The organism is Micromonospora sp. ANENR4 (assembly GCF_015354395.1).
Lineage (GTDB): Bacteria > Actinomycetota > Actinomycetes > Mycobacteriales > Micromonosporaceae > Micromonospora > Micromonospora aurantiaca.
The window spans coordinates 113,661-127,540 of record NZ_JADKYQ010000004.1; the positions used below are offsets into that span (position 1 = coordinate 113,661).

Consider the following 13,880-nt stretch of genomic DNA (forward strand, 5'->3'; position numbering starts at 1 on the left):
GCCGGCCCGCTTCGTCATGCGCGCGGCGCGTACGGGGCGAGCGGGTTGACCAGCGTGCCGGCGAACTGCAACGCGGCCGACGGGTCGGACAGGTCCACCATCTGCTGGTTGTTGCGCAGCTGGAGCCGGTTGAGGCAGGACAGCGTGAACTCCGGCGCGAACAGGTCGTGCCGGCGCATCCGGTCGGCCAGGTGCGGCACCGTGGCGGCGTAGTCGGTGGCGCACGCGGCGACGGTGCGCCAGAACTCGTCCTGGTCGAGCACGCCGCGGGTGTGCAGGGTGGCGCTGAGGTGCCGCAGGAAGCAGTCGAAGACGTCGGTGAAGATGGACAGGATCTTCTCGCCCTCGGGCACGGCGGCCCGGATCCGTCCCACCCGCTCGGGCAGGTCCGCGTCCGGGTCCATCACCACGATCTCCTCGGCGATGTCCTTGAACACGGCCCGCTCGACCACGCCGTCGCGCAGCACCAGGATGACGTTCTCGCCGTGCGGCATGAACGCCAGGTCGTAGGCGTACAGGCTGTGCAGCAGCGGCACCAGGTAGGCGTCCAGGTAGCGGCGCAGCCAGTCGGCCGGCGCCAGCCCCGACTCGTCGATCAGCGCCGCGGCCAGCGACCGCCCGTCGCGGTCCAGGTGCAGCAGCGAGGCCATGGTGGCCAGCCGCCGCCCGGGTTCCAGCCCGGGTACCGGGCTCTCCCGCCACAGCGCCGCCAGCATCTTCCGGTACGGGGAGTACCTGTCGGTCGCCGTCTCGTACTGCCGGTGGCGGTAGCCGATTGCGGCCCGCTCCCGGATGATCGACAGACCGGTGCGCTTGAGCACGGGGTCGCCCTCGATCAGCCCGGTCAGCCAGTCGTTGATGGCCGGCGTCGCCTCCATGTACGCGGCGGACAGGCCACGCATGAAGCCCATGTTCAGCACCGACAGCGCGGTCTTCACATAGTGCTTCGCCGGGTCGCTGACGTTGAAGAAAGTCCGGATGGACTGCTGCGCGAGGTATTCGTCCGGCCCCTCGCCGAGGCAGACCAGCCGGCGCCGGGCCACCTCACCGGCGAACGTGACGGCGAGCTTGTTCCACCACTGCCACGGGTGCACCGGGACGAACAGATAGTCGGCCGGTTCCAGGCCCAGCCCGGTGAGCGTGGCGGTGAACCCGGCCAGCGTCTGCTCGCCCAGCTCGGCCCGCATCAGCGTGTCGTAGTCCAGGTCGCCGGCGCAGGTGAACGTGGTGTGGTCGCGGTGCGCGGCGAGCCAGAGCAGCCGTACCGGCGCGGCGGCCTCCGGGGCGTACGCGTGGTACTCGTGCACGCCGAAGCCGATGCGGCCGTTGTTCGCCACGAAGCAGGGGTGTCCCTCGGTCATGCCGGTCTCGATCGCCTGGAACCCGGCGGCGGCCAGCTCGGCGGCGCTCACTGCGGGCTTGGCCAGCTTGTACGCGGTCCCGGCGAGCGTGGAGGTGATCTCCTCCAGGTAGACCGGCAGGATCGCGTCGGTGAGGCCGAGTGCGCCGCGCAGCTCCACGCAGAGGTCCACGGCGTCGGGCGGCAGGTCAGCGCCGTCGCGGCGGCGCACGATGCTGTCCGCGTCGACCTCCCAGTGGTCCAGCGCCAGCCGCTGCGCCGCGAACCGGTACTCGACGGCGCCGTCGTCGCTGCGGACCAGCCACCGTCCCGGGCCGTCGGGCTCGGGGGTGATCAGGCGCTCGTGGGCGAACTCGGCGAGCGCCTTGCGCACCAGCAGCCGGTTTGCCGTCGCCCACGCCTCGGGGGTCAGGTGGTCCACGGATGCGCTGGCGTTCACGCCGGTGCCCCTTTCTCGCCTGTGGGCGCGCCGGTGGCGGCCCGGAACTGGTCCCGGGTGCAGAAGCTGAGCAGCGCCTCCTTCTCGGGCTTGCGGATCGGGCCGACGACGGTGAAGCCGACTGCCGCGTTGAGTGCGTGCACGGCGGTGTTGCGCACGTCCGGTTCCACCACCACCCGGCGGGTCGCCGGGTCGGCGAACAGCCAGGCCATCACGGTGGTGATGACGGCACGGGTGAAGCCGTGCACCGGCGTGTCGGCGGGTGCGCAGAGGAAGTGCATGCCCACGTCGCCGGGCTCCGGGTCGTACAGGCCGGCCAGCTCGACGTGCGCCGGGTCGTACCGTTCGGCCAGGAACGCCGGGCTGCCGCGCCACGACCCCAGGTACGCGTCGTGGTGCGGGTGGTCGGCGATGCGCCGGTACTCCTCGGCGACCGCGTCAACGTCGGCGTCCTGCATCAGCCAGAACGCGGACTTGGGATGGGTCACCCAGCGGTGCAGCAGCGCGGCGTCGGCGTCCGGGTCCAGCGGGCGCAGCGTGAACTCGCCCAGCGCGTCGTCGATGCGGGTGAAGCTGGTCATGCCGGGCTGTTTGGGCATGCGCTCGCGGCCCTCGCTTCGCTCGGTGCGCTCGCTCATGCCGGTACTCCGAACTCCTGGAACGCGATGGTCTTCTCCACCGGGTAGTGCTCCCGGCCGGTCATCTCCCGGATCAGCCACGAGTTGCGGTACGGGCCCATGCCGAGGTCGGGCGAGGTGATGCTGTGCGTGTGGGTGCCGCCGTTCTGGAGGAACACGCCGCGGCCGGTGTGGTCGACGCTGTAGTTGCGGGCCACGTCGAAGCGGCCGTGCGCGTCGAAGCGCAGCCGGTCGCGTACCGGCGCGAGGAACTCCGGCACCCGGTAGTGGTAGCCGGTGGCCAGCACCAGCCCCTGCGTGTCCAGCGTGAACGCGCGGTTCTGCTCGGTGTGGCGCAGCCCGAGCCGGTAGCGACCGTCGGTGTACGCCGCCTCGACCAGTTCGGTGTTGGTGAGCAGGCGGGTGGGCACCGGCCCGGGCAGGCTCTTGGCGTACAGCAGGTCGTAGATGTCGTTGATCAGGTCGGCGTTGATGCCCTTGAACAGCGGCTTCTGCGCGGCCTCCAGCGCGTAGCGGGTCGGCTCGGGCAGTGCGTGGAAGTAGTCCACGTAGTCCGGTGAGGTCATCTCCAGCGTGAGCTTTGTGTACTCCAGCGGGAAGAACCGGGGCGAGCGGGTCACCCAGGTGAGCTGGTAGCCGTACGTGTCGATGTCACCGAGCAGGTCGTGGTAGATCTCGGCGGCGCTCTGGCCGCTGCCGACGATCGTGATGCTGTCCTTGGCCCGCAGCGCCTCCCGGTGTTCCAGGTAGCGCGAGTTGTGGATCATGTCACCGCCGAGCCCGGTGCAGGCCGGCGGCAGGTACGGCGGTGTGCCGGTGCCGAGCACGAGGTGCCGGGCCCGGTGCGTGACCGGCCCGTCCGGCGTGTCGGCGTGCACCACGTACCTGTCGTCGGCCTCGTCGTACTCGACGGCGGTGACGGCGTGCCGGAAGCGCAGGTTCGGCAGCTTGGCGGCGGCCCAACGGCAGTAGTCGTTGTACTCGGCGCGCAGCGGGAAGAAGCTCTCCCGGATGTAGAACGGGTAGAGCCGGCCGGTCTCCTTCAGGTAGCTCAGGAACGAGTACGGCGAGGTCGGGTCCGCGAGCGTGACCAGGTCGGCGATGAACGGCGTCTGGAGCCGGGTCGATTCGAGCAGCATGCCGGGATGCCAGTCGAAGCTGTCCCGCGCCTCCAGGAACAGTCCGTCGAGGTCGTCGATCGGGGCGGTGAGGCAGGCCAGTCCGAGGTTGTAGGGGCCCAGCCCGACGGCGATGAAGTCGTGGGTCGACATGGGGTTCTCGTTCTCCTCGACGGGGGTCAGCCGACCGGGCAGGACAGCTCGGTGGCGGTGGCGGTCCGGGCGTACCAGGCGGCGTGGTCGGCGACGAGGTCCAGCACGTGGGCGATGTCGTCCACTGTGGTCTCCGGGTTGAGCACTGTGAGCTTCAGGTGGTGGGCACCGTCGACCCGGGTGCCGGCGACCAGTGCCGCGCCGGAGGCGGCGAGCGCCTCGCGGGCGTACAGGTTGGCCTCGTCGACCAGGTCGGCGGCGAGGCCGGCGGGCCGGTACCGGAAGACCACTGTGCTCAGCTGCGACGGCGCGGCCACCTCGAAGCGCGGGTCGGCGTCGAGCCGCCGCCACGCCTGCGCCGCGAGATCGACGACCTGGTCGAAGAGCGCGCCGATCGCGTCCGGCCCCATGATCCGTAGGGTCAGCCAGAGCTTGCAGGCGTCGAACCGGCGGGTGGTCTGGATGCTCTTGTCGACCTGGTTCGGGATGCCCTGCTCGACCGCGCGGGCCGGGTTGAGGTAGTCGGCGTGCCAGGTGGCGTGGCGCAGCGTCCGGCCGTCGCGGACCAGCAGCGCGCTGGAGCTGACCGGCTGGAAGAACGACTTGTGGTAGTCCACAGTCACCGACGCGGCCCGTTCGATGCCGTCGAGCAGGTGCCGGCGGGTGGGGGAGACCAGCAGCCCGCAGCCGTACGCGGCGTCGACGTGCAGCCAGACGCCCGCGGCGGCGCAGATGTCGGCGATCTCCGGCAGCGGGTCGACGGTGCCGAAGTCGGTGGTGCCGGCGGTGGCGACGACGGCCATCACCACCTGACCGTCGCGGTGACAGCTGTCGATCGCGCGGGCCAGTTCGTCGGTGCTCATCCGGCGGTTCGCGTCGGTGGGCACGGTGAGCACCGCGTCGGCGGCCAGGCCGAGCAGCTTGGCGGCCTTCTGCACGCTGAAGTGCCCTGCTGCGGAGGTGATGACGCGAAGCCGGGACAGCACCTGTGGCCGGTCCGGCCGGCCGCCGGTGCCGCCCACCACCGTGCGGTACGCCTCCTCGCGCGCCAGCAGCAGCGCCTGGAGGTTCGACTGGGTGCCGCCGCTGGTGAAGACCCCGTCGGCGCCGGCGCCGAGCCCGATGCGCCCGGCCGTCCACTCGATCAGGCGGCGCTCCATCAGCGTCGCGCCGGCGCTCTGGTCCCAGGTGTCCAGTGAGGAGTTGACCGCGCTGAGGACCGCCTCGCCGAGCAGCGCCGGGATGACCACCGGGCAGTTCAGGTGGGCCAGGTAGCGCGGGTGGTGGAACCAGACGGCGTCGCGCAGCCACACGTCGTGCAGCTCGTCCAGGGCGGCGTCGGTGTCGCCGAGCGGCCGGTCCAGGTCGATGGCGCCGACGAGCGGGGCCAGTTCCTCGGGCGTGACGCCGGTGAACGGACGGTCCGCCTCGGCCACCCGGCGGGCCACCCGGTCCACGCCGCGCGCCAGCACGTCCCGGTAGCGCCCGAGCGAGCCGGCGTTGAACAGGTGGCCGCGTGCCGTGGCGGCGGCGCGGCCGGTGTCGGCGGGCGCGGCGCCGGTCGGGCTCCCGATCGAACTCATGCGACATCCCAGCGGTCGTACGGACAGGACGCGGCCAGAGCCGCGGCGATCAGGTTAGGTTAGGCTGGCCTAACTATCAAGCGCGACTCGGGATGCTTTGTCCCGGATGTGCCGCCGGTTGGCGCCCCGTCCGCGTCGCGGTAAGGTCGCCCTCGGTTAGGGGAGGTTATCCTAAGTTGACTGTCGAACGGAACCGTCGCCCGGCGCGCCGAGGTGGCGCGAGACGATGACACACGTCGATCGCGACCAGTGGGGCGTGCCCCAGCTGTGGGCCGGCGACGTCGACGCGCTCGCGCGTCTGCAGGGGCGTGTCGCCGCGCTGGACCGGGCCTGGCAGCTCAGCGTCGAACGATGGCGCGCCGAGGGTCGCCTGGCCGCCCACGTCGGCCCGGCCGAACTGGCGTGGGACCGGTTCGCCCGCCGCGTACGGCTGGACGACACCGCCCGGCGCTGCTACGAACGGCTCGACCCTGATACCCGGCGGTGGGTCGGGGCGTACGTCGACGGGGTCAACTCCGGGCTCGCCGAGGGCGCCGCCGCGGCACCCGAGTTCGCCGCCACCGGCGCCGCGCCCGAGCCCTGGCGCCCCTGGTCGCCGCTCGGCGTGTTCCTCGTCCAGCACGTGCTGTTCTCCACCTTCCCGAACAAGCTCTGGCACGCGCACGTGGCCCGGACGCTCGGCCCCGAGGCCACCGGACTGTTCGCGGTCGAGGGACCCGCCTCGTCCGGCAGCAACGCCTGGGCGCTGCCCGCCGACCCGGCCACCGGGCGCGGCCCGCTGATCGCCGGTGACCCGCACCGGCTGCTCGAACTGCCCGGCGTCTACCAGCAGGTCCGGCTGGCCTGCCCGGAGTTCGACGTGGTCGGTCTCGCCTTCCCCGGCGTGCCGGGCCTGCCGCACTTCGGCCACACCGGCCACGTGGCCTGGGCCGTCACCAACGCGATGGCCGACTACCAGGACCTCTACCGCGAGCGGCTGCGCCGCGACGGCGACCGCGTGCTGGCGCGCGACGCCGACGGCTGGACCCCGGTCGCGCGTCACGTCGAGGAGATCGAGGTCCGCGGCGGCGACCCGGAGACGGTCGAGGTGATCGAGACGCCGCGCGGGCCGGTGATCGACCACGACCGGGTCACCGGCGAGGCCATCGCGCTGCGCGCCCCGAGCCGGGTGGAGGCCCGGCTCGGCTTCGAGGCGCTGCTGCCGCTGCTGCGCGCCCGGCGCGCCGCCGACGTCGCCGACGCGCTGCGCCACTGGGTCGAGCCGGTCAACAGCGTGCTCACCGCCGACACCAAGGGCGGCGTCCGCCGTCTGGTCGCCGGCCTGGTCCCGGTACGCGACGAACGCTGCCGCCGCGAACCCGTGCCGGCCTGGGAACCGGCCTACCGGTGGCGGGGCGACTACCTGCCGCTCGTGGACGAACCGGTCGACGGCGCGGCGGTGTGCGCCAACGACCGGCGCGACGACGTCGCAGCGCACGGTGTCGACTTCGCTCCGCCGCACCGGGCGCGCCGGATCCGCGCGCTGCTCGCCGAGGGCGCCGAGGCGTCCACAGTGCACACCGACGACCGGCTCCCGGCCGGCCCGCTGTACCGGCTGCTCGACCGGCTCGACCCGGGCCGGCTCGACGAACCCGCCCGCGCGCTGCTGCTGCGGCTGCGCGGATGGGACCGGGCGATGGCGGCCGGCTCGGCCGAGGCCGGCGCGTACGCGGCCTGGCGGGCGGCGTTGGCCCGGCGGTTGCGCGTACACCCGAGGTTGCGTGCCCTCGACGAGCCGTGCGGGTTCGACGAGCTGTTCGCCCCCTGGACCGACCCGGCCGCCCGGATCGGCCTGGCGCTGGACCACCTGGCCGCCGCGCTCGACCTCGCGGAACCGGCGGCCGAGGCGCTGGCCGAGGTGGCCGCCGGCCCGCCGCCCGGCGAGTGGGGCGGCCGGCACCTGCTGCACCCGGTGCACCTGGGCGTCGCCCCGGCGGTCACCGACGCGGTCACCGCGATGCGGCGGCGGGTGGCGCTGGCCGGTGACACCGACTGCGTGCTGGCCACCTCCAGCGTGCCGGGCGTGTCGGACGCCTGCTGGCGCGGCCCGGTGGCCCGCTACGTGTGGGACCTGACCGACCGGGCGGCCAGCCGCTGGATCGTCCCGTTCGGCGCGTCCGGGCGCCCCGGCGACGCGCACTTCGCCGACCAACTGACCCACTGGGCCGCCGGGACGCTGATCCCGGTGCCCGCCGGCCCCCTGACGGGAGACGAGACGACGTGATCCACCTGGAGCGCATCCCCGGCCTCGGCGAGCTGGCGCTGGAGCCGGTACGCCCCGACCGGGACGCCGGCCTGCTGCACGGCTGGGTGATCCGGCCCCGCAACCGGTTCTGGGGCATGGGGTCGCACACCGTCGACGAGGTACGCGAGATCTACGCGTTCGTCGACGGCCTGGAGACCCACCACGCGTACCTGATCCGGCTCGACGGCGAGCCGATCGGGCTGTTCCAGACCTACCAGCCGGAGGCGGACCCGGTCGGCGAGCGCTACCCGGTGCAGCCCGGCGACGTGGGGACGCATCTGCTGCTCGACGCGCCCCGGCCGTACCCGGGTTCGCTGACCGGCGCGGTCTTCCCGGCCCTGATCCGGTTCCTGCTGCGCGACCCGGCCGCGCGCCGGGTGGTGGTCGAGCCGGACGTGCGCAACGACGCCATGCTGCGCCGCCTGCGCATCGAGGGCTTCACGTTCGGCCCCGACATCGACATGCCGGACAAGCGGGCGAGGCTGGCGTTCCTCACCCGGGAACGGTTCGAGGCGGACCACCCGGCGGCGTGACACCCGGCCCGCGTCACGGCCCGGCGGCGCGCAGCCGCCCGGCCAGATCCCGCACCGTCTCGGCGTACGCCGGGTCGTCCTCGGACGGGAGATGACCCTTGATCGGTGGCGGGACGCTGTCCCAGGGCGGGGCCACCAGGCTCTCCGGATCCCGGAGACGACGGTCCACAGTCGCCTCCGGGCCGGTGACGCGGGCCGGCTCGTCCGGGCGGTGCGGGGAGAAGATCCAGCCGCCCAGCGCGTCGGTGTCGCGCCACAGGTTGCGCCACCGCCAGCCGACCCGGCCGCCGATCCCGCGCAGCATCTCGCCGCCGACGTAGGCGGGGAACAGCCGGGCGTAGAGCCGGCGCAGCGGCGAGCTGTAGGTGAGCAGGGCGACCCGCGAGCTGACCTCCGCCGGCAGTTGCAGAACGGTGGCGGCGACGAGCACCGAGCCGTGGCTGTAGCCGGAGAGCAGCACCCCGTTGCCGCTGTGCACCAGGTACGTGATGCGCCGGGCCAGCTCCGGCACGGCCCGCTCGGCGTAACAGGGCGGTGCGAACGGATGCGCCGCCCGGGGCCAGAACGTGGCCAGGTCGAAGAGCACGCCGACGTGGTGCCGGAACCCGGGACTGCGGTAGGCGAAGATCCCGGCGAGGATGAGGGCCAGCACCGCCGCCGAGATCGCCACCCCGCCCACCTCGATACCGAACATGACCAGCTCCGCCGGCACGTGCGTGCGGTGCTCCAGCGTCTCGCCCGGATCGGGACGGACCAGCGCCATCGCGGTGGTCGCCGCGCCCAGTCCGGCCATGACGGCGAACAGCACCGCCAGCGGCACCAGCAGGTCGGTGAACCGGGCCCGCACGATCATCGTCCGGACCTGCCGCAGCCGGGGCGCCGCCTCGGCCGGCGGCGACGGGAAGTCCCGCTCGACGATCGCCTCGGCGGCCCGCGTCCGGCCGCGCCTGGACACCAGCGCCACCACGGCCGCGACCACCAGGGTCACCAGCAGCGCCCGGAAGAAGCCGTAGATCGCCCAGGTGTACGCGTGCGCCGGACCCGGTATGTCGTCCGCCGGGGACACGCCCCGGTCCAGCAGGTCGGCGGTGCGCTGGACCAGCTCGGCGGAGTACGCCACCGCGAGCCCGCCCGCCGCCGCGGCGACCACGAGCGCCCCGAGGCCGTTCGGCGGCTGGTGGCCGCGGACCCGTAGGCGGTGCCAGATCAGCACCGCGGCCAGGCCGCCGAGCAGTACCGCGTGCGTGACCAGCAGCCAGGTCAGGATCGAGCCGTAGCCGGGCAGCCCGCCGCCGGTACGCCAGCGGGCCGGGGCGAACAGCAGGTACCCGGCCACCACGACGGTGAGCCCGATCGCGGTGCCGCGCAGCACCCGGGCGACCCGGTCGCGTCGCGGGTCGGTGGGCGCCCGGTCGACGAGCGGCGGCACGCAGACCAGGACCAGGCAGGCGAGCAGCACCGCGCCGGTGACCGCCAGCAGCACCGCCACCGTGGGCGGGACGCCCTGCGCGGCCCGGGCGGCGAGGAGACAGCCGTCGAGGGTGGCGAAGGCCGCCGCGATGTGGATCGAGCGCAGCCGGCCCATCAGCGGCTCGGTGTCCCACTGGCCGATCGTGCTCAGCGGGGGCCCGGCGGACGCTCGCTCCGGCGCCCGGAACGCGGTGAACGAGCGGCCCGGCCGCCGGGCGCCCCACCAGACCAGGCTCACCGCGGCGGACGGGACCAGCGCCAGCACCACGAGCCGCAGCCCGACCGGCCGGCCGCCCATCCAGGACAGCCACTCCCGGTCGGCGACGCAGGCCGGGACGGACAGGCACTGCCAGGCCACCAGGTCCAGCGCGACCCCGGCCCCGGCGAGCACGTACAGCGCGGTCAGGCTCAACCCCAGTACCCGGCACAGCGCCCGCACCACCGTGCCGCCGACGGCGTCCCCCGGCCGCATCCACACGGCCACGTTGAGCAGCATGAAGGGCATCAGGAACAGCAGCGAGAGGGTACGCAGCGCGGTGCCGGACGGCAGGTCGTTCCACTGGTACGCCTCCAGCGTCACCCCGCTCGCGCCGCGCCCGTCGGCCAGGTCCGGACGGGGACGGTAGAAGCCGGCGCTGCGGTCGCCCGCGACCTGCCGGACCAGCGGCCTGCCCAGCACCTCGGCGGCCCCGCCCGCGGAGACCCCGTGCACCCGCAGCTCCACCACCTCGCCCGGTGGGGCCTGCGCCCGCCCTGGTCCAGCCGTCATCGACCCTCCGCGACGTCCCGGCCGCCCACGCCGCCTGCACGGCCCGCCCTCGGGTGGCGCAGCGTCCTACCCGGCCGGGCCGGAGGCAAACGCCCGCGCGGGCCCGGCGGACGTCCGTTCGAAGCCCCGCCGTCCGGGTAACCGCCGCCGGACGTACTCGGGAGGGAGATCGGATGACCGGCACACCATCACCGCGCGGCGCGCCCGGATGACGGGGGTCACGGCGGCGACCCGGCTGCCGCCGATCGACGTCAGCCGGTGGGTGAACTCGGCGCCGCTGACGCCGCAGGAGCTGCGTGGGCGCGTGGTCCTGGTGGACGTCTGGGAGTACACCTGCGTGAACTGGATCCGCACCTCCCCGTACGTGCGGGCGTGGCACCGTGACTACCGCGACCTGGGGCTCACGGTGATCGGCGCGCACGCGCCGGAGTTCGGCTTCGGCCGGCTTCCGGAGAACATCGACCGGGCGATCCGCGACCACGGGCTCACCTACCCGATCGCGATCGACGACGACTACACGTTCTGGCGTGCCCTGCGCAACGACGCCTGGCCGGCGAGGTACCTCTTCGACGCCGACGGGCGGCTGGCCGACCGCTGGGTCGGCGAGGGCGGCTACGACCGGACCGAGTCGCTGATCCGGCGGCTGGTCGAGGCCGCCACGCCCACTCCCGCGCTGCCGCCGGTCACCCCGGAGGTGACCGCGTTCGTGACCGGCCCGCAGCCCACGTACGCGGGGATGACCCCGGAGACCTATCTCGGCGCGGACCGGGGTGTGCCCGGCACGTACGAGCTGACCGGCGACTGGCGGGTCGAGGGCGAGTACGTCGAGACGGGCGGCGCCGGTGCGGAACTGGTCCTGCCGTTCACCGCCGGTGAGGTGAACCTGGTGGCCGACCCGGGACCGGAGGGACCGGTAGTGGTTCGGGTGCTGCTGGACGGGAAACCGGCAGCCGACGCGCGCGGCACCGACGTGGGACCGGACGGCCGGGCCCGGGTCGACCGGGCGGCCATGTTCCGGCTGGTCGACGGCGCGACGCCGGGGGAGCACCGGCTCACCCTGCGCGCCGAGCGGCCCGGTCTGCGCGCGTACGTCTTCACGTTCGGTCCCTGACCCGACCCGAGGAGGACAGCCCGTGGCCGTCAAGACCATGACGCGTACCGGCACCGACATCCGCGAGTTCCGTGTCGACGTGCCGGAGGAGGACCTGGCGGACCTGCGGTCCCGGCTCGCGGCCACCCGCTGGCCGGAGCGGCAGACAGTCGACGACCAGTCGCAGGGCGTGCCGCTGGAGACGAGTCAGGCGCTCGCCCGCTACTGGGCCACCGAGTACGACTGGCGCAAGGTCGAGGCGCGGCTGAACGACCTGCCGAACTTCGTCACCGAGATCGACGGCCTGGACATCCACTTCATCCACGTCCGGTCCCGGCACGCCGACGCGCTGCCGCTGATCGTCACGCACGGCTGGCCGGGGTCGGTGATCGAACAGCTGAAGATCATCGGCCCGCTCACCGACCCGACGGCACACGGCGGCAGCGCCTCGGACGCGTTCCACCTGGTGATCCCGTCGATGCCCGGCTACGGCTTCTCCGGCAAGCCGGACCGGCCCGGCTGGGACCCGCAGCACGTCGCCCGCGCCTGGACCGAGCTGATGCGGCGGCTGGGCTACACCCGCTTCGTGGCCCAGGGCGGCGACTGGGGCGCGCTGATCACCGACATGCTCGGCGTGCAGGCGCCGCCGGAACTCGCCGGCATCCACACGAACATGCCCTGCGTGGTGCCGCCGGACATCGACGCGCTGCTGCAGAGCGGCATCACCGGCGTGAACAACCCCCTCGAGGAGCTGCCGGCCGGGCTCTCGACCGAGGAGCGGGCCGCCTGCGAGCGGATCGACTTCTTCTGGAAGCACTCCGCGTACGCGCTGATCATGACGACCCGTCCGGAGACGCTCACGGCGCTCGCCGACTCGCCGGTCGGCCTGGCGACGTTCATGCTCGACCACGACGCGGCCAGCCTGGACCTGATCTGCGCCGCCTTCGCCGGGCGGCCCGGCGGGCTGAGCCGCGACGACATCCTGGACAATGTCACGCTCTACTGGCTGACCAACACGGGCGTGTCGTCGGCCCGGCTCTACGCGCAGAACGCGCGGTCGTTCTTCGCTGCCAAGGGCGTCCAGGTGCCGGCCGCGGTGAGCCAGTTCCCGGACGAGATCCTGCTCGCGCCGCGCAGCTGGGCGGAGCGGGCGTACCCGAACCTGATCCACTACAACACGCTGGACCGGGGTGGGCACTTCGCCGCCTGGGAGCAGCCGGAGCTGTTCGCCCAGGAGATGCGGGCGGCCTTCCGGTCGCTGCGCTGACCGACGGCGGACGCGGCCGGGTGGGGCGCCCACCCGGCCGCGTCGGTACGCCCGGACTCAGACCTCGGTCAGCCGGACCGCGTCGGCGATGACCAGGCCGGCGGCGGAGCTCCACCGGCTGACCGCGACGCGGTTGGCGTCCCCGGCCGGCAGCGTGAACGTGCCGAGCGAGCGCCACTGCCCGCCGGTGGCCCGCTGGTCGACCACCACCGTCCGATTGCCGGTGGTGGTGGCGACGATGTACGGCGTGGCCGCGTTGTAGCCCGCGTTCGCCGGCCACCACGCCTCGACCCGGTAGTTGCCGGTACGCGGGACGTTGAACTTGTACCAGGCCGCGTCGCTCGCGGCGACCGGGTCCGCGTAGCGGTAGTCGGCGCCGTAGCGCTGCCCGGAGTACGTCGAGGTGCCCCAGCTCGCGCTGGCGGTGAACCGGCCGGCGGTGGCGTTGTCCACGATCGACGTCCAGCCGGTGCCACCGCCGGCCATCTTGGCGGCCACGTCGGCGCGCATCGTGTTCAGGTCGATGAAGGACGGGTCGATCTTGCCGGTGGTGCTGGTCTCCCGGTGGCCGCGGGCGTAGCTGGAGTCCCGGCCGAGCCGCTTGAGCACGGCGGCGGTGGCCGCGATGCTCGCGTTGTACTGGGCGGTGGTCATCCGCTGGTCGACGCCGTTGTAGTCGATCTCCCACCCGATCATCAGGGTGTTGCCGTCCCCGGCCGGGATCGGGCCGCTGCCGCCGCTGGTGCCGGCGTGGTTGCACCGGCCGGCGGAGATCACGTGGAACACGCCGTGGTAGTCCACGAGCGCCTGGCAGAGCGGGCCGGGCAGGTCGGACCGGCCGTTGATGCAGATGTTCAGCGCCGGGTGCGGGTTGGTGGCGCTGGACGTGGCGGCGGTGTGGTGCCAGAGCACGCCGATCGGGTCGAACGAACCGGAGCGCATCCGGTTGAGCCAGTCGCCCTCGACCACGACCTGTACGCCGGCGCCGCGCAGCACGTCCACGAGCCAGGGAATGGTGGCCATCACTGCTCCCCGAGCAGGTCGGCGAGGCACTCGGCCTTCGGCGCGGCGTGCGCCGTACCGGGACGGACGGCCACCGCGAGGGCGGCTGCCACCAGGGCGGGTACGCCGAGCAGACCTCGGCGTCGCAGACGGGGGGATCGTGACGTGGACATG

At 73.5% G+C, this 13,880-nt stretch carries 11 protein-coding genes; 4 read left to right on the forward strand and 7 right to left on the reverse strand.

Features of this window, described 5'->3' with window-relative positions:
* Positions 1-14: 14 nt before the first annotated feature.
* From IRY44_RS08680 to IRY44_RS08695, 4 genes are read right to left on the reverse strand one after another with little or no spacing between them, the layout of a single operon-like run.
* Positions 15-1,799 carry an IucA/IucC family siderophore biosynthesis protein gene (locus IRY44_RS08680; protein WP_194799925.1) on the reverse strand — a complete coding sequence of 595 codons (1,785 nt, stop codon included), beginning with the start codon at positions 1,797-1,799 and terminating at the stop codon, positions 15-17.
* Entirely contained in the window at positions 1,796-2,380 is a 585-nt protein-coding gene (locus IRY44_RS08685) for a GNAT family N-acetyltransferase (RefSeq protein WP_194800127.1), read from the reverse strand. Before IRY44_RS08685 ends, IRY44_RS08680 begins: the two co-directional genes overlap by 4 nt.
* A 53-nt stretch (positions 2,381-2,433) precedes the next feature.
* The gene (locus tag IRY44_RS08690; protein ID WP_194799926.1) at positions 2,434-3,708 is read right to left on the reverse strand and encodes a lysine N(6)-hydroxylase/L-ornithine N(5)-oxygenase family protein; all 1,275 of its coding nucleotides are present in this window, start codon (positions 3,706-3,708) and stop codon (positions 2,434-2,436) included.
* 26 nt (positions 3,709-3,734) lie between these two features.
* Complete coding sequence (locus tag IRY44_RS08695) at positions 3,735-5,291, reverse strand: aspartate aminotransferase family protein (RefSeq protein WP_228531753.1); 1,557 nt, start codon at positions 5,289-5,291, stop codon at positions 3,735-3,737.
* A gap of 226 nt (positions 5,292-5,517) precedes the next feature.
* On the opposite strand from IRY44_RS08695, the gene IRY44_RS08700 reads away from it, so the two are divergent.
* Complete coding sequence (locus tag IRY44_RS08700; protein WP_194799927.1) at positions 5,518-7,554, forward strand: penicillin acylase family protein; 2,037 nt, start codon at positions 5,518-5,520, stop codon at positions 7,552-7,554.
* Positions 7,551-8,108, forward strand: a complete 558-nt coding sequence (locus IRY44_RS08705; protein WP_194799928.1) for a GNAT family N-acetyltransferase — start codon at positions 7,551-7,553, stop codon at positions 8,106-8,108. The genes IRY44_RS08700 and IRY44_RS08705 overlap by 4 nt, the downstream gene beginning before the upstream one ends.
* 13 nt (positions 8,109-8,121) lie before the next feature.
* Here the strand turns inward: IRY44_RS08705 and IRY44_RS08710 are convergent, their stop codons facing one another.
* Positions 8,122-10,347, reverse strand: a complete 2,226-nt coding sequence (locus tag IRY44_RS08710; protein ID WP_194799929.1) for a hypothetical protein — start codon at positions 10,345-10,347, stop codon at positions 8,122-8,124.
* A 208-nt stretch (positions 10,348-10,555) separates the two neighbouring features.
* Here IRY44_RS08710 and IRY44_RS08715 point away from each other — a divergent pair, with 208 nt between their 5' ends.
* Entirely contained in the window at positions 10,556-11,458 is a 903-nt protein-coding gene (locus IRY44_RS08715) for a redoxin (RefSeq protein ID WP_194799930.1), read from the forward strand.
* Positions 11,459-11,480: 22 nt separating this feature from the next.
* On the forward strand, positions 11,481-12,704 hold the full coding sequence (locus IRY44_RS08720; protein WP_370584897.1) for an epoxide hydrolase family protein: 1,224 nt from the start codon (positions 11,481-11,483) through the stop codon (positions 12,702-12,704).
* A gap of 57 nt (positions 12,705-12,761) precedes the next feature.
* Here IRY44_RS08720 and IRY44_RS08725 read toward each other — a convergent pair whose 3' ends face one another.
* A complete protein-coding gene (locus IRY44_RS08725) occupies positions 12,762-13,727 on the reverse strand; it encodes an N-acetylmuramoyl-L-alanine amidase (RefSeq protein ID WP_030268833.1) in 966 nt (321 codons plus the stop codon).
* Positions 13,727-13,879 carry a hypothetical protein gene (locus tag IRY44_RS08730; RefSeq protein ID WP_194799931.1) on the reverse strand — a complete coding sequence of 51 codons (153 nt, stop codon included), beginning with the start codon at positions 13,877-13,879 and terminating at the stop codon, positions 13,727-13,729. Before IRY44_RS08730 ends, IRY44_RS08725 begins: the two co-directional genes overlap by 1 nt.
* Position 13,880 lies beyond the last annotated feature (1 nt).

Excerpts from the sequence above, each read along its gene's own strand:
- IRY44_RS08725 (WP_030268833.1), bottom strand. The coding sequence starts at position 13,727 with ATGGCCACCATTCCCTGGCTCGTGGACGTGCTGCGCGGCGCCGGCGTA.
- IRY44_RS08695 (WP_228531753.1), bottom strand. The coding sequence starts at position 5,291 with ATGAGTTCGATCGGGAGCCCGACCGGCGCCGCGCCCGCCGACACCGGC.
- IRY44_RS08715 (WP_194799930.1), top strand. The coding sequence starts at position 10,556 with ATGACGGGGGTCACGGCGGCGACCCGGCTGCCGCCGATCGACGTCAGC.
- IRY44_RS08710 (WP_194799929.1), bottom strand. The coding sequence starts at position 10,347 with ATGACGGCTGGACCAGGGCGGGCGCAGGCCCCACCGGGCGAGGTGGTG.
- IRY44_RS08700 (WP_194799927.1), top strand. The coding sequence starts at position 5,518 with ATGACACACGTCGATCGCGACCAGTGGGGCGTGCCCCAGCTGTGGGCC.
- IRY44_RS08690 (WP_194799926.1), bottom strand. The coding sequence starts at position 3,708 with ATGTCGACCCACGACTTCATCGCCGTCGGGCTGGGCCCCTACAACCTC.
- IRY44_RS08730 (WP_194799931.1), bottom strand. The coding sequence starts at position 13,879 with ATGTCCACGTCACGATCCCCCCGTCTGCGACGCCGAGGTCTGCTCGGC.
- IRY44_RS08685 (WP_194800127.1), bottom strand. The coding sequence starts at position 2,380 with ATGACCAGCTTCACCCGCATCGACGACGCGCTGGGCGAGTTCACGCTG.